The following is a 19612-nucleotide window of genomic DNA, read 5'->3' as shown; positions in this document are numbered from 1 at the left end:
GCAGATATCCATGCCGCCTGAGATTCGATTATGATAGCCCTACAAGCAGGATAGACTGCCAACGACGAAATGCCTAGGGGGTGTATGAATGCAGGCGGCGTCCTTATCCAAAACATGGCGCAAAAGCAAATATCTCTGGCTGCTGTTCCTGCCGTGTCTCGTGTATTTTATTGTGTTCCGGTATGTCCCGATGTTCGGGCTGGTCATTACGTTCAAAAACTACAATACGTTTAAGGGCATAATGGCGAGCGAATGGGTCGGGCTCAAGTATTACCGGATGTTTCTGGAGAACCCGGATTTTTTCCTGCTGATGCGCAATACGTTCCTGCTCGGGGCATACAAGCTGCTGTTCAGCTTTCCGGCTCCGATTGTGCTGGCGCTGCTGCTTAACGAAGTACGAACCGTGCTGTTCAAAAAATTCGTACAAACGGTTAGCTATTTGCCGCATTTCATCTCAAATGTGATCGTGGCGAGTATGGTGATTATGTTCCTGTCGCCTACCGGCGGACTGATCAATCAGATCATTAAGTCTCTCGGCTTTCAACCGGTCAATTTTATGATGGAGCCCGGCATGTTCCGCACAGTGTACGTGCTGTCGGAGATTTGGCAGCATATCGGCTGGGAGACGATCATTTATTTGGCGGCGCTGACCGCCGTCGATCCTCAGCTCTATGAGGCGGCCGGCATTGACGGAGCGAACCGCTGGCGCAAGCTGTGGCATGTGACCATTCCGGGCATTGCCCCGGCGATCGTGATTGTGTTTATTCTGAATGTGGGCAAGGTGCTCGAGATCGGGTTCGAGAAGGTGTTCCTTATGTACAATCCGGCTACCTACAGCACGGCGGACATTATCAGTACGTACGTGTACCGGGTAGGGCTGGAGCAGGGCAATTTCAGCTACGCGGCGGCGATTGATCTGTTCATGGGGATCATCAGTCTGATTTTCATTTGGGCAGCCAACACCATTAGCCGCAAGGTGGGAGAAACGAGTCTGTGGTAAAGGAGGGAGTGAGATGAGAGAGAAAATCGGCTTGTTTACGATCGTCAACACGATCCTTTTGCTGGGCGTTATCGCGGTCACGCTGTATCCGTTCGTGTACATGCTGGCAGTTTCCCTGAGTCAGGACGTCTATGTTATGAAAGGGGAAGTGACGCTTTGGCCAAAAGGGTTTAATCTGAAGATGTATAAGCTTGTGTTCGATGATCCGAAAATATGGCTGGCTTATAAAAATACGATTGTCTACGTCGTCCTCGGGACGCTGATCTCGGTCGTCGTCACCTCTATGGGAGCCTATGCATTATCGCGCAAAGATATGGGGTATCATACGTTTTTTACTCTGTTTGTCGTGTTCACGATGTTTTTCAGCGGAGGGATGATCCCGACGTTCCTCGTTGTCCGTTCGCTCGGGCTGATGGATACGGTGTGGGGGATGGTGCTGCCGGGGGCGGTGAACACCTGGAACCTGATTTTGATGCGGACGTTCTTCAGCGGCATCCCGAAGGAGCTGGAGGATTCCGGACGTGTCGACGGCTTGACCGATATCGGCATCTTCTTTCGTATTGTCATTCCGCTGTCGCAAGCGGTGTTCGCCACGATCGCTTTATTCTATGCCGTCGCCATGTGGAACAACTTCATGCTTCCGCTCTTGTACCTGCGCAATCCGGATTTGTTCCCGCTGCAGGTGCTGCTGCGCAATTTGGTGCTGGCTGGCAGCGTCAGCTCCGGTGCGGTGACCGGTATTGGCGGAGATAATATGGTCGTCGAGGATTCTTTAAAGTTCGCCACGATCATGGTCTCGACGCTGCCGATATTGCTTGTATATCCGTTCGTGCAAAAATATTTCGTCAAAGGCGCGATGATCGGCGCCGTTAAAGGCTAGTCCGGTTTTGCTCAAAACCTATATGAAGGAGAGGGTCTTCATGAACAAAATGGCATCACTATCGCTCGCTTCCGTCATGGCGCTATCGGTCGTGGCAGGATGCAGCGGGAATGAGGGGAAGGAAGCAGGAGGAGGTACCGCGCCGAACGCACCGGCCGGAACGCCGGCCAAGAAGACGTTCACGGCGCTGCTCGATAATAACGCGACGTTTCCGTACAGCAAGGATTGGCCGATCTGGAAATGGCTCGAGGAGAAGACGGGAGTTACGCTGCAGGTGCAGACGCCATCCGGCAAGCTGAACGATACGCTCAATTTGACCATTGCGTCGAATAATTTGCCTGATCTGATGAGCATGCCGAGCCGCAGCGATTCCGACCGGTTCGGTCAACAGGGCGCTCTGGTCAACATTCTCGATTATCTCGGCCAAATGCCGAATCTGAAGAAATGGATGGAGAAATATCCTGATGAAGCGAAGGCGATGATCTCGGCGGACGGCAAAATGTATATGTTCCCGAATCAAGGCTTTGGGGAAACGAACCGGATGATCTGGCTGTACCGCGAAGACATTTTCAAGAAGAATGGCCTGACGCCGCCCAAGACCTATGAAGAGCTGTACCAGACGATGAAAAAGCTGAAGCAGGCGTACCCGGACAGCTACCCGCTGTCGCTGCGCTTCGGGCAAATTCCTGATGAGATGTACACCAATCTGACGACTAATTTCGGAACCGGCGCGGATGCGTATTACGATTTTGATAAGAAGGAATGGCGGTACGGCCCGATTGAAGACAATTACAAGGCAATGGTAGAGATGTGGCACCGGTTCTATGCCGAAGGCCTCATTCCTCCCGATTTCCTGTCCATTCAGACGAAGCAGTGGCAGGACACGATGTCGACCGACAAGTCGTTCATAACGATCGATTATATCAGCCGGGTCGATTTCTTCAACAATGCGATGAAGAAGGATCGTCCCGAATACAACATGCAGTTCATGGCTCCTCCGGCGGGCCTGAATGGCGGGAAGCAGCTCAATCCGTACTTCCATTATTTGGACGGCGGCTTGACGGTGGCTTCTACTTCCAAAAACATCAAGGATGTCATGACCTTTATGGATTTCTTCTATACCGAGGAAGGGCGCACGCTGGCGAGCTGGGGTAAAGAAGGAGAAACCTATGTCATGGAGAACGGACAGAAGAAATTCAAGCCCGAGTTCACTGATGTGACGGAAATGCGCAAGAAGACCGGCCTGCAATCGAGCAGAGGCACCTATACATGGATCGATTACAACGCGCATCTGTCGCTGTTTTCCAAGGATTTGCAAAATGCCTACAAGGAAGCGGCCAAATATGATCCTCCGGCGATGCAGCCTAGACCGTCCTTTACGGAGAAGGAGAACGAGGTGCTGTCCGTCACCGGTCAGGCCCTGAAAAAGCATCGGGAGGAAAACTTCGCCAAGTTCGTGCTGGGAACCCGGAGTATGAGCGAGTGGAGCAAGTATGTGGAGGAAATGAACAATTTGGGCGTGCAGAAGCTGGTCGATACTTACAAGGCCGCCTACAAGCGGGTGGAGAGCACTCAGCTGAAGCCGTAGGAAGACGATCGGAAGCTGGAGATCTATTGGAATTGGAGTGCAGTAAGACAGAGAGCCGATAAGACAAAATGAGCATGTTCGGCAAGCGGAGTCGATGGAGTGTTGGAGCCATAACGAAACGGATAGAGAGCTATAGATGATAGAGAGCTGTAGAGAAGAGAAGCCTTATACAAGAAGCAGAGTGGCGGTTTTCCATGTTATCAGGAGGACCGTCCTCTCGCCATAGGAGGCTAATTAGATGATAAGCAGAATAAGCGCCTGGAGGCGCTTCGTTATCACCGCATGTCTGTCGTTACTGGTTGTAGGTTCCTTCATGGTTGTCACGCCTCCTGCCGCCTTGGCCGCTTCGGCGGTTACGATCGATCCTCCGGTAACTGGCGGCAAGCTCACTTGGCCGAAAATGGTGCTGACCGGCACCTACACCGGCTTGTACGACATTAAGCTCAGCATCAATGGCGAGTCTCAAGTCAGCGTCACGATGGAGGATGCCGACTCCGATGATGCCGGGACATGGCGTTATGAGCTGGATACGCGGGACTACAACGGCGTCGTCCGGCTGCGCGCCAGCGGGTCGGATGTGCAGACGCGTTATAGCGTTTGGAGTTCGCCGCTGGAGCTGCAGGCAGATTTCTCCCGGGGAGCGGCTCCGCAGGTCGTGATTGTGAGCCCGCAGGAGGGAACTTCGCTCAGTGGAACGGTACCGGTTACCGTTGCAGCGTATGGGGATATGCCGGTGGTAAGCGTTCAGGTACGCGTAAACGGCGGGTCCTGGCAGTACGCGATCCGTCACGGTAAGCAGTTTGTGTACTCCTGGAATACTAAGGGGCTCGGGGACATCACGAGCAGTATTGAGGCAAAAGCAACGGATGCGAAAGGCCGTACCGGCTATAGCGCCACTATTTATGCGACGGTGGGGCGAGGGACCCATGAGCAGGTAACGGTGAAGCCGCAGGACCGGGCGATGTGGATCTGGGAGCCTGAGGCTTACCGGCTGCTGCTCAACCCGGGCTCCAGAACGGTGCTGGACGCCTTCGCCAAGGATACGGCGACCTTCGGCTCGGATCCGGTGACGACGCTGTATTTGGCCGTCGGCCCGATGGCGGATATGGATATATTGGCGGATGATCCCGGCAAGCTGAGAAGCTTCATTGCGTGGGCTCATAGCCGGGGATATCAAGTGTACGCCTGTATCTCCGGAGGTACGACGCCCCCGTATATGGGCGCTTATGCTATCTACCACGACAAAGTGGTGCGGGAAATGGAACGGGTGCTGAATTATAATCTCGCTTCCTCCCGCAATGAACGGTTTGACGGGGTGAATGCCGACATCGAGCCGTATATTTCACCGGACTTCAAAGACCAGTACCCTTCCCTGCAGCTTCAATATTTGGATATGCTGCAAAAAATGATCGACCGCCGCAACGCGTCCGGCTTGAATCTCCCTTTCGGACCGGCAATTCCGAAATGGTTCGACTCGTCGGCGCAGGCGCAGAGCATCACCTGGAACGGAAGCACCAAGTGGCTGTCGCAGCATGTGCAGGACATGAGCGACTACATATCGATAATGGATTATCGCGATACGGCGGACGGTTCGGCAGGGATCATCGCCGGGGCGCAGGGCGAGATCGATTATGCGGATGCGATCGGCAAGCCGCATTCGGTAGTCATCGGGATAGAGACCCTCGATATTGCGAACAGCGGCGACCCGGAGACGATTACGTTCCGCGAAGAAGGGCGTACCGTTATGGAGGCGGAGCTGGACAAGGTATATGCCGTTTATAACAACCGAGCTTCCTTCGGCGGGATTGCGATGCATCATTACGATTCGCTTCGCTTCCTGCCGTCCCACTGGGGGCCGGGTAGCGTGACCTGGCAGCCGCCTGCAGATACAGAGGCGCCATCCATCGTTCGCGGACTGCCGAAGGCCGAAGCGACGGATTATCAGAAGGTGGAGCTTTCGTACGGCATGGCCGGCGATAATACGGATATCGACCGCTATCTCATCTACCGCGGGACGACACCGTGGTTTACACCAGGCCCTGATCAAGTGGCGGGAGAGTCCCGCTCGCTTACTTTCCGTGATATCGGCCTGCTGCCGGATACTGTCTATTACTACAAAGTAGCAGCACGTGATGTGCAGGGGAACATTGGCCCGGCCTCGTTACCGGCCATCGTCAAGACCAAGACGACAAACCTGAAGCCGATGGTGCTTCAAGGGATGGGCATCGTCATGAAAGGCTCCGCCGCCGCGGTGACGATGCAAGTGGTGGATAAGAATACCGGGCAGCCGCTGGCGAACGCCTTGGTTGAGGGCCGGTTCCAGTATGCTGGCGGCAAATACACTGGCGGCAGGACGGATGCGAACGGGAGGATCACCCTCACCTCGGAGACGATCCCGTCAGGCGGTCAGGTCGGCTTCGAGCCGCGGCGGGTGACATCCCCCGGCTATTACTGGGCTCAGGCCTATGATGAGCCGCATACCGCAAGCCTATATCCGCTTTAGTAATTCCACCGAAAGCCCGGGAAACCGGGTTTTCTTTTTTTCAAGGAACGGATCGTCCTAAATAAATTTTGTTGGTACAAGCTAGGGAATCAGGAATGAAATGAAGGAAAGGAGAGATACTAAAAAACAAAAATGAAGGGAGATAGGTCATCCATGAAGTTTATTATAAAGCTGATTCTTAACGGGATCATCGTGGTACCGGCATTGCTATGGTTTTCCAGGGCAACCTTGATGCAGGCGCTAATGACGGCTGTCATTCTCTGCATCCTGGCTTATGTCATCGGCGACCAATGGATACTAAGAGCTAGTAATAACACCGTTGCAACCATATCGGACGCCATCTTGTCCATAGCTATTTTATGGATAGCGGATGTTATGATGAAATGGAATTTAAGCTGGGTGAATATCATAGCCATCAGCCTGGTTTTGGGAGTGGTTGAGGCGCTTCTGCATCGCTTTGTGATGAAACCGGATCAAAGAGCCGCCGCTTAGAGCGGATGCTTCGATCGCCTATCTTAACAATGAGCCGTCTTTCCTATTAAGGATAGAGGGCTTTTTTCGTTATTAACTATTTTGACAAAATGATTCAATAGGTAATAGGTACTAGAAATGCAAGAAGAAAATTTTGTCTTTTTTAGGGCGAAAAAACCTAACATTTGTAAAATTATTGTCGATTTATGTACACAATAGCTAGATTTGATCGGAAAATTCATTTAGAATTGAGACATATGTTTGTAAAATTATACAATTTTGCAGTTCAATGAAGCAGCTTAATAGGAAGAAAGGAATATTGACAATGCAAGACTTAAAATCCGCCTACTCGTTTTCGCATGTATATCAGCCTATTGTCTATATGACCAATAGAGAGGTACTGGGATTCGAAGCGCTAATTCGCAGCAACAAAGGTAATCCCGAGCAGCTATTTGAGAAAGCGCGTCAAGACGATAAGCTATTCGAGCTGGATACGCAATCGGTATTGGGTGCGGTAGAGCAGTGCAACCAAATGATGTCCAACATCAAGAAGAGCCAGCTTTTCGTTAATATATATCCGTCCACTCTGCTGCATCAGGATTTTACCTCCTTCCTCGATGCGCTTATTCAACTGCGTACGAACCATACACTGGATATCGTTTTTGAAATTAACGAAGCGATAGAAGAGTTTGATACATGGAAGGAGCTGCTTGATCAAAATATTTTGAGGCTCCTTCAAAAAAAGGCGATACTCATTGCTTTCGACGATGTCGGGGAAGGGGCTATCTCTTTAAAGCAATTGGTAGATTTTGAGCCGGACTATATCAAGCTATCCAAATATTTTACTAACGGATTAGAGCATTCGAGAGGCAAACAGAAAGTCATCAAAATGCTAGCCGATTTTTGCGGCGAAACGTCCAAATTGATTGTAGAAGGCATTGAGAATGAGCGGCAATTTGAAATCCTTGAACAGCTTGGAGTAGTTTACGGCCAAGGGTATCTGTTCGCCAAGCCGCAGCCTTTGGATCATCTGATGTTCGCCAAATCCATTTAATGAAAAAGGGAGTTTACCATGAGCAATAAATTGAATTACTCTCGCAGAGCAAGCTTATCCATGAAATTAACCGAATTTGAAGTGCCTCCCATGCAGGATTTATTAATTATAGGCAGAGGAGCTCCCATAGGACCCGAAGCGGTACGAAGAATGGCGGAAGCCTTGTCGCCGGAGCAATTCTCCATACTCAAAGTCGATCACCCCAAGGTGGAAGCGGTTTTATTGAGAAAGTCGCTGATGGAGATGCTGGACAAGCAGCAGCTGCTGGAAATAATCCTCGGCGAAGCCGATCGGTTAATCAATGAATCCATGGTATTGAAGGCGGAGTTGAACATTACCATATCTATACAACGGGAGGTTGAGCTTCAGTGAAGGTGGGGCAGATCATGTCGGAAAAGGTATGCTGTATCTCTTCCGGCAAAAGTGTCAGATACGCTGCAAACCTGATGAATGAGCAAAAGATAGGCTCGCTGGTCGTTGTCGATGAAGAGGAAGTGGTAGGCATTATCACCTCTCGCGATATACGTACGGCGCATCCGAATCGGCTTGTCGCCGATGCCATGACCTATAATCCGCTGGTCATTTCCGAGACAGCCTTTATCGGCAATGCCTTGTATGCGATGGAGCAGCATCATGTGGAGCGGCTGATTGTGAAGGACGGCAACGAGATGAAGGGGATCATTACCCGGGAGAGACTGCGCAGCACCATCGGAAGCTACATCGATCAATCAACGCATTTGTACCGTTCCAAGTACATCGAATATATCTACGATTATTTGACAAATGAAGAGACGCCCTTTCACCTGCTGTTTATCGATCTGAACGATTTCGGCAGCGTGAATAAAAAATTCGGGCATGCCGTAGGCGACGATCTGTTAATCCAGTTTTCCGTTCTGCTGAAGGAAGCGGCGCACGAGCAGGATTATGTCTGCCGTTACGGCGGAGATGAGTTCGTTATTATTACAACAAGGGAGTATCCGGAGGTTCAGGAGCTTGTGGACCGTCTGTCCGAGCCTATGCTCGTTGATTCTCTGGATTCATTCAGCATTTCGGCGTCGATCGGAGTTCTGAGCGGGTATGATGATAACGGGAAGGCGCTGTCCTACCGGGAATGTCTTAGCAGGGCAAGCTTACAATCAACGGAGAAAAAGCAAAAATGACCATGACCTATAATCAAACAGCATCGGAGACTCGCTGATCTCATCGTTATGAGGGATACGGCGGGTCTCTTTGGTCTGCTTGGACAAGCATCCAGACAAAATGACAACAGCAACTTCCGACGAAATGCCATTTTCGGGCACTCCATGGGAAAGGTATGATGGGTGAAAAACAAGCGGAGGAGAAAGCAAGGATGAAAAGGCCGAACATTTTGCTCATTACCAGCGACCAGCAGCATTGGAATACGATTGGGGCGCACAATCCGGAAATTCAGACCCCGAATCTGGATCGTCTTGCATCGGAGGGGACTCTGTTCACTAGAGCTTATTGCCCTAATCCTACATGCACGCCTACCCGTTCCTCGATCCTGACCGGCATGTATCCGAGTCAGCATGGAGCATGGACATTAGGAACGAAGTTGATGGAGGACCGGCATACCGTTGGAGAGGATTTCCTGGCCCATGGATACCGGACGGCGCTGATCGGAAAAGCGCATTTCCAGCCGCTTAAGGAGACGGAGCAGTACCGTTCATTGGAATCGTACCCTATCTTGCAGGATCTGGACTACTGGAGGGAGTATAAGGGTCCCTTTTATGGATTCGATCATGTAGAGCTTGCCCGCAATCATACGAATGAAGCGCACGTAGGCCAGCATTACGCCTTGTGGATGGAGGAACAGGGCTGCACGGAATGGCGCGATTATTTCCTGGCCCCAACCGGCCGTATGGATCCATCGATTACGCATACATGGCCGATTCCCGAGCAATACCATTATGATAAGTGGATAGCCGACAGAACGAACGCCCTGCTGGAGCAGTATAAGGAGAAGGAGGAGAGCTTCTTCCTGTGGGCAAGCTTCTTCGATCCGCACCCGGATTATTTGGTTCCCAAGCCGTGGGACAAGATGTATGATCCTGACCGTTTGACGCTGCCGCAGGTCACTCCCGGGGAGCATGACAACAATCCCCCGCATTTCAAGCTGACGCAGGATAGCGACCCGGATTTCTCTGCCTGGCAGGAATCGGAATTCACGATCCATGGCTATCACTCGCACCAGCGGTTCGATGAGCAGGAGCAGCGCCGGAATATGGCGACGTATTATGGGATGATCTCGTTAATGGACAAGTATATCGGGCGTATTCTGGATAAGCTGGACGAGCTCGGCCTTGCAGATGATACGATCGTCGTTTTCACGACGGACCATGGGCATATGTTCGGACATCACGGCATGCATTTCAAGGGCGGCTTTCATTACGAGGATCTGATCAAGCTGCCGTTCATCGTTCGCTATCCCGGCAAGGTCCCGTCAGGCTGCACATCGCAGGCTATGCAGTCGTTGATCGATCTGGCGCCGACCTTCCTTACGCTTTGCGGCATTCCGGTGCCTCGCGCGATGACGGGGGTCGATCAAAGCTCCGTCTGGCTCGGCAAGCAGTCGGCCGTGCGTGATCATGTGCTGTGTGAGTTTCATCATGAACCGACTACGATTCATCAAAAAACGCTGGTGACGGAGCGCTACAAAATCACAATCTATTATAACCAGACCTACGGCGAGTTGTTTGATTTGGAAAATGACCCCGGAGAGCTGCACAATCGCTGGGATGATCCTCATTTTGCAGCGCTCAAGAGTGAGCTGCTGCTCCGTTATGCCTGGGCTGAGCTTGGCAAGGAATCGCTTCCTATGCCCCGCATTGCCAATGCTTAAACCGGAGGCGGAGGCGTTTCCCGCGGGCTATTCCTGTAGGAGCTTGGGGAGGCTCCGTAATAGTTCTTGAAGGCTCGCGTAAAGGAATACAGATCCGGGTAGCCTATAGTAAACGCAATTTCCGTGACCGCTAAGGACGTGCAGCGCAGCAGCTGAGAGGCCTTGTCCATTCGCAGCTTCTGCAAATACTGCATGGGAGCAGCTCCGGTTTTTCGATGGAATTGGGTGGAAAAGTAGGTCCGGTTGACGCCTGCGAAGCGTGCAAGCTCTTCGATCTTCAACGGCTCGGTATAATGAAGCTGCAAATACTCGATGCTCTTGTCGAGCCAATCGGGATCCGTCTCGATTGCCGGCGTGGTCTGAAGCTGCGTGAGCCTGTCGAAGAGCCTGTACAGCTCGCTGAGCTCTGCAAGCTCTTTGGAGGGGGATTGCGCCTGCAGGCCGATGATTCGATGCAGAATGCTTTTGACCCTGGCATCGACAGCTTTTTTCAAATATGGCGAGGCTTTGGTAAGGCCGATCCGCTGCACTGCTTCGGGCACCTGTTCGCCATCCAGAGCGAGCCACACCATTCGCAGCGGCTTCGTAAGCGTTCGTCTGCTGTACAGGTACGGCGTATAGGGAAACAGACAGAAGAGGTCGCCCTTGTTCAGCGAAGCCTGCTTGCTTGCGTATTCCAGAGTAAGCTCACCCTCCAGAATGAAATGCAGACTATGGCATTCGATAATTTTGGGTCCTATACGATAGGTGGGCTTGGCTTCGTTGCGTCCCGCCCGGACGATTCGCATCCCGCCTTTTTGCAGCAGGGGAGAGGGAAGCTTCAGCCAGAGATCGGCGAATTCATTAGCGTATTCCTGCATCGTTGAGCCCCCGTTCGCGGTCTTTGGAATAAGCATACTACCAGACAAAATGACAATCAATCTTTATCTTAACGTCCGACTTTGCTCGGGCGTTTTTTTTCGTGTAAGGCCGGTCATACGGGTCCGCAGGAGCGCATAGATTAGGATCAAAGTCAGCCTTTGTTAATTATTTTAACTAATGAAGGGGGTGAACCTAACCATTGTTCGGTCGGGGACAGACGGGGAATACCAAGCTGGTCAAACAGCTCAATCGGGAAGGCATCCTTCATCAGCTAAAAGAAAAAGCGCCGTTATCGAGAGCGGATTTGGCCAAATTGACGGAATTGAGCCGGCCGTGCGTTTCTGCTTTAGTGGATGAGATGATTCGCGAAGGACTGATTCATGAGGTTGGGGTCGGGCAGTCCAGTGGAGGGCGTAAGCCGATTTTGCTGGAATTTAACTCCCAAGCCTTCGGTGTCGTGGGAGCTGTGTTCGAAGGCAGTACCATTCAGCTGGCGATAGCGGATTTAAAGGGCGAGGTGCAATACCATTACAAAACGAGGTTTCTCCAGCCGCTGGACGGGGAAATAGCGATTCAAGGCGTAGAACGGGGGCTTGCGGTGCTGCTGGAGCAGAGCGGCTTTGATAAAAGCAGGCTGCTCGGAATTGGCTTAGGCCTGCCGGGTATTACCCAGCGAAGAGACGGAACGGTCAGCTATGCGCCCAGCACCGGATGGATGGGCCTTCCGGTTCAGAAGGAAATCGAGGCGCGGCTCGGCCTTCCGGTCTTTATCGATAATGACGTGAATCTGATGACCTTGGGGGAGTTTTATAAGGGAGCGGGCGTAGGCTGCCCCAACCTGGTGTTTATGTACGTGGGCACGGGGATCGGCGCTGGCATTATGATCGACGGGCAAAGCTATCGCGGCGCCATGGAGGCAAGCGGTGAAATCGGCTATATGATGATCGGGCCTATCGGCAAGCGCGGACGCGGAGAGTTCGGGGTCTTCGAGAACAACTATTCGGAGCCCGCCATTCGGAGAAAGGCAAGTTCCATTCTTCCGGAAGCGGACGATCGTTCCAGGAGCATCATGAGGCAGCTCATCGAGCACGCCCGTAAAGGAAATACTGCGGCCAGAGAGCTTCTTGACGACATTTACCGGCATTGGGCTTACGGAATTGCCAATATTGCGAGCGTGATGGATCCTCAGCTCCTTATATTGAGCGGGGAGATGGTCCATATCGGGGAAGACGGGGTCCAGGCGATGCTGCAGCAGCTTTCGGAGTGGGTGCCCTTTGTCCCTCGAATCAAGATGGCGTCGCTTGGCGATCAGGCGGGAATTATCGGAGCCGTTCATTGCGCTTTGGAAGCCTTTTCATCGCGGCTGAAGCAATAAGGCCAGCGGGAAAAGCAATCTTTATTACTACGAAAAACTCTAAGAGAATGCTTACGAAGCAAGTTTTTCCTTCAGAAAAACTCTAAGAGAATGCTTACGAAGTAAGTTTTTCCTTCAGAAAAACTCTAAGGAGGAGTTATCGCATGAAACAATGGTTGGGTAAAAGGGGCTCATGGTTAACCAGTCTGGCTCTCAGCATCGTCATGCTGGGAACGACAGCTTGCAGCGGAGGGGCAGCGCCGACGGCCACGCAGAAGCCTACGGCGGAAGCGCCGAAGACATCGGAAACCCCGAAGCCAAGCGCAACGCCTAAGCCGCCCGAGAAGCAGAAGCTCGTCATTTATACCGCCAGAGATAAAAATGTCGTCGACGAAATTATCCCTAAATTCAAGGAGAAAAATCCGAATATCGATGTGGAAGTTCTTACCATGGGGGCCCAGCAAATATTGGAGCGGGCCCGTGCGGAAAAAGCGAATGCCCAGGCGGACTTTTGGTGGGGCGGTACGCAATCCGCATTGATGACCGCAGCGAATGAAGGCTTGCTGGAAAGCTTCAAGCCGAGCTTTGCGGATAAGGTGCCGGCGCTGTACAAGGATGCCCAGGATCGCTGGTATGGGGAGATGCTGCTGCCGGAGGTGATCATGTACAACTCCAAGGCATTGAAAAAAGAAGATGCGCCTAAGGATTGGGACGATCTGCTCGATGCCAAATACAAAGGAAAGATCATCATTCGCGGCGTACTGGCCTCCGGAACGATGAGAACGATCTATTCGGCCATGATCTACCGGCAGGATGCCGCCGATCCGAAGAAGGGCTACGACTGGCTGAAAAAGCTCGACGCCAATACGAAGGAGTATGCTCAAGATCCTACGAACCTATATTTGAAGCTGGCGCGTGAAGAAGGCACCTTGTCGCTATGGAATTTGCAGGACATTATGATTCAAAAGGAGCTTCAAAAGCAGCCCTTCGATTTCATCTATCCGGCGAGCGGGGCTCCGATTCTTGTCGATGGCGTCGGCATCGTCAAAGGCGCCAAAAATATGGACGCCGCCAAGAAGTTCTACGAATTCCTCTTTGACTCCAAGCTGCGCGTAGAGCTGGCTGAAAAGCTGTTCCAAATTCCGACTCGCACAGATATCAGCAAAGACACCCTTCCCGCATGGCTGAAAGGGGTAGAGCTGAAGCCGCTGAATCTGGATTGGGCGGTTATGGCGAACAAGGAGATGGATTGGATGCAGTATTGGGATGAGAACATCAAGGGCAAAGGGGCCAAATAAGACACACGTTGTGTTAGAAATTCGAAGTAAGGAGAGGGTCACGCTTGCCGGCGGGGGAGTCAGGCTCACACGCCCCGCCGCAGGCGGATTGCAATAACGTTTATACCTCAGGCACGCATTACGGCTCCGCCTGATCCATAAGGGAGGGGAACCCCGCTTTGATAGATGTCACACTGGATCATGTCAGCAAGCAATTCGGCCATGTCACAGGCGCCCAGGATATTCACGTTCACATTCAGCCGGGGGAATTTTTCACATTTCTTGGTCCGAGCGGGTGCGGCAAGACAACGACGCTCCGAATGATAGCCGGTTTTTATTATCCGAGCTCAGGCCGCATCCTTTTTGGCCAGCATAATGTAACGAATCTTCCACCGAACAAACGAAATACCGGGATGGTATTTCAAAATTACGCTTTGTTTCCTCATATGACGGTATTCGAAAATATCGCATTCGGACTTCAGGTCCGCAAGGTGCTGAAGGATGAATTGGTGCAGCGCGTGGAACGGGCACAGCGGATGGTGCATTTGGAGGGATACGGGCGGCGTCGCATAGACCAGCTGTCAGGCGGTCAGCAGCAGCGTGTTGCATTGGCCAGAGCGCTGGTGATCGAGCCGCAGATCCTGCTGCTGGATGAACCATTATCCAATCTGGACGCGAAGCTTCGGGAGGAGACACGCCTGGAAATTAAACGGCTCCAGCTGGAGCTCGGGATCACGACGATCTACGTGACTCACGATCAGGCGGAGGCCATGGCGATGTCGGATCGGATTATGGTGATGCAGGGCGGTGTTGTCCAGCAGATCGGCAGTCCGGAGGAAATATATAACCGGCCCGTGAACCGGTTTGTCGCTTCCTTCATCGGCGAATCGAATCTATGGGAAGGGACGGTGGAACGAATAGAAGGCGGAGAGGCTTTCGTACGGTTCGGACCGGACCTGGTGCTGAGCGGCTTCGTGCAGAACGCTTCGCCAGCCTGCAAGCTGGCTATCGGGTCCACGGTTACCGTGTCGATACGTCCTGAATCGGTAACGGAGGCGCAGCTGTCGGAGTCTAATGAAGCCAATGTGGTTCGGGGGACTGTTACCATCTCTGAATTCACCGGGGTCAGCGTCAACTATTTAACGCAAGTGGGGAATGCCTCCCTCAAAGCGATGTTTGTCAATACGGGGCATCGGGTTCGTCAGCGTGGAGAAGAGATAGCCCTTCACATCCCGCCATCCGGCATTTATTTCTTAGGTTAGTTAGGGGGACGATAAATGAACAAAGACAGAACCTTCGAACCGCCGTCCGTCCCGAACATGCGGCCGTGGACCGCCGTAACGTCCTCACGCTACTTCGTTTATGTGCTTGTAGCTCCATTATTTCTCATTTTGCTCGCCTATGTCGTTTATCCGTTGTTCCAGACCTTTGTCCAAAGCATTGAAGTCAAGGACCAGTTCTCGCTGAAAAACTACGCCAAATTTTTCAGCCTGGAGCATACCTCCAATCTGGAGGCTCTCTGGACCAGCATTTACATCTCGGTGTTAAGCGTGATTACTTGTGCGATCGTGGGAGTGGCCATGGCTTTCCTGCTGGAGCGCTATGAGTTTCCGGGGCGGAAAATACTTACCGTGCTGGCTATGGTTCCTATGGCGCTGCCTCCTTTGGTCGGTGTGCTGTCCTTTACCTTTTTGTACGGGGAGAGCGGAATTATTCCCCGATCGTTGAAGCTGCTTCTTCAAATGGATCATGTTCCCTTTTCGTTAAAAGGCGTGTGGGGAGTGTTGATGGTCCATACCTTTACGATGTACACCTACTTCTATATGACCGCATCGGCGGCGATCAAAGGGCTGGACCCGTCCCTGGAGGAAGCGGCCTCGAGCCTTGGGGCAGGGCGGCTGTACGTGTGGCGGCGCGTCATCCTTCCGATGCTGACTCCGGCTATGGTCGCTTCCTCGCTGCTTGTCTTTATGATCTCGATGGCTTCCTATACGGCACCGCTTATCTTCGGCATAGAGCGGACGATGACCATGCAGATTTATTTATCCCGAACGAACGGGAATCTGGATATGGCTGCCGCCCAGTCCACGATTTTAACGATCGTGTCCATCCTGTTCCTTATGATCATGCGCTGGTACCAAAATTTGCGTAATTACCAAAACATGAGCAAAGGGGTCAGTGTGCATCGGACGGAGGTAAAGAGCGCCGCAGGCAAATATGCCGCCATGGTGCTGTCGTTTATCGGCGTCGTGATTTTGCTGCTGCCGATTCTGGTTCTGGTGCTGATCTCCTTCTCCAAAGACGCTACCTGGACGACGCAAATATTGCCGCCCGAATATACGGTGAATCATTACGTCAAGCTGTTTACGGACAGCAAAACATGGCGGCCCATCGGCAACAGCTTCAAGATGAGCTTCATCGCCACCATAGGCAATGTCATCTTCGGGGTGGCGGCGGCATACGCCATGGTTCGTATGAAATTCCGGGGCAAGACGCTGCTCGACGTGCTTATTATGCTGCCTTGGGCATTGCCCGGCACGGTCGTAGGGGTGAACCTGATCGCCGCCTTCAGCGAGCCCACCGTGTTCAGCTTCAACCAGGTGCTTATCGGCAGCTTCTGGATTCTCCCTTTGGCTTATTTTGTCCGGCATTTGCCTTTGGTGTTCCGGTCGACCTCGGCAACTTTAATGCAAATGGATGGCTCAGTGGAGGAGGCGGCACGCAACCTCGGTGCTTCCTGGTGGTACAGCTTCCGCCGTGTCGTGTTTCCGATGGCTCTGAGCGGGGTGCTGGTGGGGACGCTGCTTGCTTTTGTCCAAGGGATAGGGGAATTCGTGTCCTCTATTCTGCTCTTTACGACCAGAACGGCTCCGATTTCAGTCGAAATCTTCCAGCGGATGTATTCGTTCGAATTCGGTACAGCCTGCGCGTACGGGGTCCTACAAATTTTATTGATTGTGATCGTGCTGTTCATCTCAAGAAAAATCTCGGGCGACACGACAACAACCGCCGTATAGCCGTTTGACGGTCCAACACATGTTCCAAGGTATGCCGCCTGCCTTCAGCAAAAGATCACGGATGCGCGTTACTTCTAAAGCTTGCTATGTTCGGTCATTTCGTGGGGAAATCCCACGTGACATATACAGCGGGAACCTGGCCATTTCCTGCGGTAAGAACAGTTAAAGACAAAAGGAGGAGTTAGCTTGAAACGTGGGAAGTCAACATCGAAATGGTTGGCGACGATAACGAGCGTTGCCGTAGCGGGGGGACTGCTGTTTCCGGCAGCCGCACAGCCGGCTCACGCGGATCGTGGTGTAGTGGATCTATGGAAATCGATCAAGCCGTTAACGACCATCGCAAGCGCTATGAACACGGGGGCGCATCCTGATGACGAGCACAGTGCAACGCTGGCTTACTTATCCCTCGGTCAGGGAGTGAATACGTTCAGCATTATCGCCAACCGTGGCGAAGGCGGACAGAATGAGATAGGCAGCGAGCTCGGTAACGCCTTGGGCATTATACGGACCCGTGAGCTGCAGGAGGCGTCCAAGGTAACGAATATCACCCTCAGCATGCTGAGCGAGGACATCAACGATCCGATCTTTGATTTCGGATTCTCGAAGAGTCCGGACGAGACCCTGCAAAAGTGGGGAGAGTCGGTCGCATACGAACGGCTGATTCGCAAAATTCGCGAGGACCGTCCGGATGTCGTCTATCCGTCCTTCCTGAACGAGGATTCCACCCATGGGCATCATAGAGCGATCAACGTCATTACGGTCAAGGCATTCAAGGATGCGGCGGATCCTGCTGTATTCCCCGAGCATTTGCAGAAGGGGCTTCAACCTTGGCAGGTGAAGAAGCTTTATGTGCCCGGCACGGCAAAGGATTATAACGTGGTGGTCCCTGTAGGCGATTATAACGAAATATACGGCGCCTCGTATTTGCAGCTGGGGGAAGAGTCCCGGTTTATGCACAAGAGCCAGGGGATGGGACGCATTTATGATGAGGGGCCAATCAGTCCTGATCTATTCGGCAATTATTACAAGCTTCAATCGTCTACGGTGAAGACGAAGGATAAAGAATCCGGATTTTTCGACGGAATCGCTTATACGTTCGAGGATCTGGCCAAGGAAGTGGATGCCAAAGGAAAAGATCATAAAGTCGTCAAGGATCTGCGCGCGCTGCAAAAAGATTCGGAGCAGGTCATTGCCGCCTATCCGAAATTTGCGGCTGTCACTAAAGAAGTGCATGCGATGAAAGCGGATCTGCAGACCGCCATTGCCGATGTGAACGCTTCTGAGCTCGATAAAGCGACGAAGACGGATTTGATGTACCGCTTGAAGGTGAAGGACGAACAGCTGAATAAAGCCAGTATGGAGGCGACCTCTGTAGTCGCCAAGGTGAAGCCGGCAACCGGCGAGCTCGTGGCAGGGCAAACGACCAAGGTAACCGTAACGGCCTTTAACGGCGGCAATGTCGAGCTGAAGAACATCAAGCTCGGTCTCCGTCTGCCGGAAGGCTGGACCGCCAAGGCGGCAGGTGCGGCGAGCTTCGACCGGCTCGGCAATAACCAGACCGTATCCGCCACGTACGATGTAACCGTTCCAGCCAATGCGCCCAATTTCAAGCCGTATGCTCCATCGGTGCTGAACGCCGATGTAGAGTACCAGGCTTATGATACGGTGACTAAGCTGAAGGTGACTCCACAAAGCACAGTTGCCGTTCTGCCGCCGTATTCCATGTCGCTCAGCCCAAGCGCAACGGTGCTGAATACGCTGAAAACGGAGGAAGCGATTCCTGTCAAAGTGACGGTTCGCAATTACACTCCAGGGGCATCGAAAGCATCGATTTCGTTAAAAGTGCCTGAGGGCTGGACAGTCGAGCCTGCGGCAGAAGAGTTGAGCTTTGCCGCCAAAGGAGAGACGAAATCCGTAGCCTTCTCGGTGAAAGGATCGTCCACGGTTGAACCGGGCAGCTATACCGTATCGGCGGTTGCCCAGAACGGAAGCGTAGTGAGCACAGAGGGCGCCCAGGTAATTGAATACCCGCATATCGGCAAAACGTACATGGTCCAGCCTGCAGAGCTCAAAATTGAAGCGTTTGACCTTGCCGTGCCGGAAAACCTGAAGGTCGGTTACGTATCCAGCGGTTTTGATAATATTGATCAGTACTTAAGCCAGCTTGGCGTTCATGTAGAAAAGCTGGAGGCCAAAGACATTCAATCCGGGGACTTGTCGAAATATGACACGATTGTGCTTGGCATTCGCGCCTATGCCTTCCGTCCCGAGCTGATCCCGAGCAACCAACGGCTGCTCAGCTATGTGCAGAACGGAGGCAACCTGGTCGTCCAATACCATAAACCGGAGGATAAATGGACGCCGGATCTTGCCCCGTACCCTATCAAGATAGGCTCTCCGTTAATTCAATGGCGGGTAACCGACGAGAGCTCCAAGGTGACGATGCTGGCGCCGGATCATCCGATGTTTACCTATCCGAATCAAATTACCGATGCGGACTGGGATCATTGGGTGCAGGACCGTTCGGCGTATAACCCGTCCGAATGGGGCAAAGAGTACACCGAGCTGATATCCAACGGGGATCCCGGCGAGAAGGAATTTACAGGTACCTTCCTGACAGCGCCTTATGGCAAAGGAATTTATACGTACAGCTCCATCGTATGGTACCGTGAAATTCCAAGCCTGGTGCCAGGTTCTATCCGGATGTTCGTCAATATGATAAGCCAAAAGCAATAAAGGGTTAT

Annotated in this window: 15 protein-coding genes; 14 read left to right on the top strand and 1 reads right to left on the bottom strand. The window is 52.4% G+C overall.

Translation table 11 applies throughout. From position 1 onward, the window contains the following. The first annotated feature begins 88 nt into the window (after positions 1 to 88). The 9 genes from ABEA66_RS19445 (at position 89) to ABEA66_RS19405 (ending at position 10359) form a co-directional block, all read left to right on the top strand. Positions 89 to 1000: an ABC transporter permease gene (locus ABEA66_RS19445; RefSeq protein WP_079909741.1), complete on the top strand. Its 912-nt coding sequence runs from the start codon at positions 89 to 91 to the stop codon at positions 998 to 1000. A gap of 13 nt (positions 1001 to 1013) precedes the next feature. Then, positions 1014 to 1880 carry a carbohydrate ABC transporter permease gene (locus ABEA66_RS19440; RefSeq protein WP_079909742.1) on the top strand — a complete coding sequence of 289 codons (867 nt, stop codon included), beginning with the start codon at positions 1014 to 1016 and terminating at the stop codon, positions 1878 to 1880. Positions 1881 to 1920: 40 nt separating this feature from the next. After that, positions 1921 to 3468 carry an extracellular solute-binding protein gene (locus tag ABEA66_RS19435; protein ID WP_079909743.1) on the top strand — a complete coding sequence of 516 codons (1548 nt, stop codon included), beginning with the start codon at positions 1921 to 1923 and terminating at the stop codon, positions 3466 to 3468. A gap of 238 nt (positions 3469 to 3706) precedes the next feature. Beyond that, entirely contained in the window at positions 3707 to 5971 is a 2265-nt protein-coding gene (locus tag ABEA66_RS19430; RefSeq protein ID WP_345589971.1) for an Ig-like domain-containing protein, read from the top strand. A gap of 153 nt (positions 5972 to 6124) precedes the next feature. Next, complete coding sequence (locus tag ABEA66_RS19425; RefSeq protein WP_179135940.1) at positions 6125 to 6463, top strand: DUF2512 family protein; 339 nt, start codon at positions 6125 to 6127, stop codon at positions 6461 to 6463. A gap of 304 nt (positions 6464 to 6767) precedes the next feature. After that, positions 6768 to 7496 carry an EAL domain-containing protein gene (locus ABEA66_RS19420; RefSeq protein ID WP_345590101.1) on the top strand — a complete coding sequence of 243 codons (729 nt, stop codon included), beginning with the start codon at positions 6768 to 6770 and terminating at the stop codon, positions 7494 to 7496. Between the two features lie 18 nt (positions 7497 to 7514). Then, a complete protein-coding gene (locus ABEA66_RS19415) occupies positions 7515 to 7868 on the top strand; it encodes a hypothetical protein (protein WP_192704007.1) in 354 nt (117 codons plus the stop codon). A 14-nt stretch (positions 7869 to 7882) separates the two neighbouring features. Then, positions 7883 to 8656, top strand: a complete 774-nt coding sequence (locus ABEA66_RS19410; RefSeq protein WP_144027808.1) for a GGDEF domain-containing protein — start codon at positions 7883 to 7885, stop codon at positions 8654 to 8656. A 191-nt stretch (positions 8657 to 8847) separates the two neighbouring features. Continuing rightward, a complete protein-coding gene (locus tag ABEA66_RS19405; protein ID WP_345589967.1) occupies positions 8848 to 10359 on the top strand; it encodes a sulfatase family protein in 1512 nt (503 codons plus the stop codon). Here the strand turns inward: ABEA66_RS19405 and ABEA66_RS19400 are convergent. Continuing rightward, entirely contained in the window at positions 10356 to 11219 is an 864-nt protein-coding gene (locus ABEA66_RS19400) for an AraC family transcriptional regulator (protein WP_345589965.1), read from the bottom strand. The genes ABEA66_RS19405 and ABEA66_RS19400 overlap by 4 nt on opposite strands. A 200-nt stretch (positions 11220 to 11419) precedes the next feature. On the opposite strand from ABEA66_RS19400, the gene ABEA66_RS19395 reads away from it, so the two are divergent. The 5 genes from ABEA66_RS19395 to ABEA66_RS19375 all read left to right on the top strand — a co-directional run bounded on the left by ABEA66_RS19395 (position 11420) and on the right by ABEA66_RS19375 (position 19604). Further along, a complete protein-coding gene (locus tag ABEA66_RS19395; protein WP_345589963.1) occupies positions 11420 to 12595 on the top strand; it encodes an ROK family transcriptional regulator in 1176 nt (391 codons plus the stop codon). Positions 12596 to 12738: 143 nt separating this feature from the next. After that, complete coding sequence (locus ABEA66_RS19390; protein ID WP_345589960.1) at positions 12739 to 13872, top strand: extracellular solute-binding protein; 1134 nt, start codon at positions 12739 to 12741, stop codon at positions 13870 to 13872. 158 nt (positions 13873 to 14030) lie between these two features. Further along, the gene (locus tag ABEA66_RS19385; protein ID WP_345589958.1) at positions 14031 to 15113 is read left to right on the top strand and encodes an ABC transporter ATP-binding protein; all 1083 of its coding nucleotides are present in this window, start codon (positions 14031 to 14033) and stop codon (positions 15111 to 15113) included. A gap of 57 nt (positions 15114 to 15170) precedes the next feature. Next, complete coding sequence (locus tag ABEA66_RS19380) at positions 15171 to 16868, top strand: ABC transporter permease (protein ID WP_179135973.1); 1698 nt, start codon at positions 15171 to 15173, stop codon at positions 16866 to 16868. 186 nt (positions 16869 to 17054) lie between these two features. Beyond that, complete coding sequence (locus tag ABEA66_RS19375; protein ID WP_345589956.1) at positions 17055 to 19604, top strand: NEW3 domain-containing protein; 2550 nt, start codon at positions 17055 to 17057, stop codon at positions 19602 to 19604. The last annotated feature ends 8 nt before the right edge of the window (positions 19605 to 19612 follow it).

The organism is Paenibacillus vulneris, from assembly GCF_039543185.1.
GTDB classification, from domain to species: domain Bacteria; phylum Bacillota; class Bacilli; order Paenibacillales; family NBRC-103111; genus Paenibacillus_S; species Paenibacillus_S vulneris.
The sequence above is the reverse complement of the archived record's forward strand: the minus strand, read 5'-3'. Positions and strand labels throughout refer to the sequence as shown.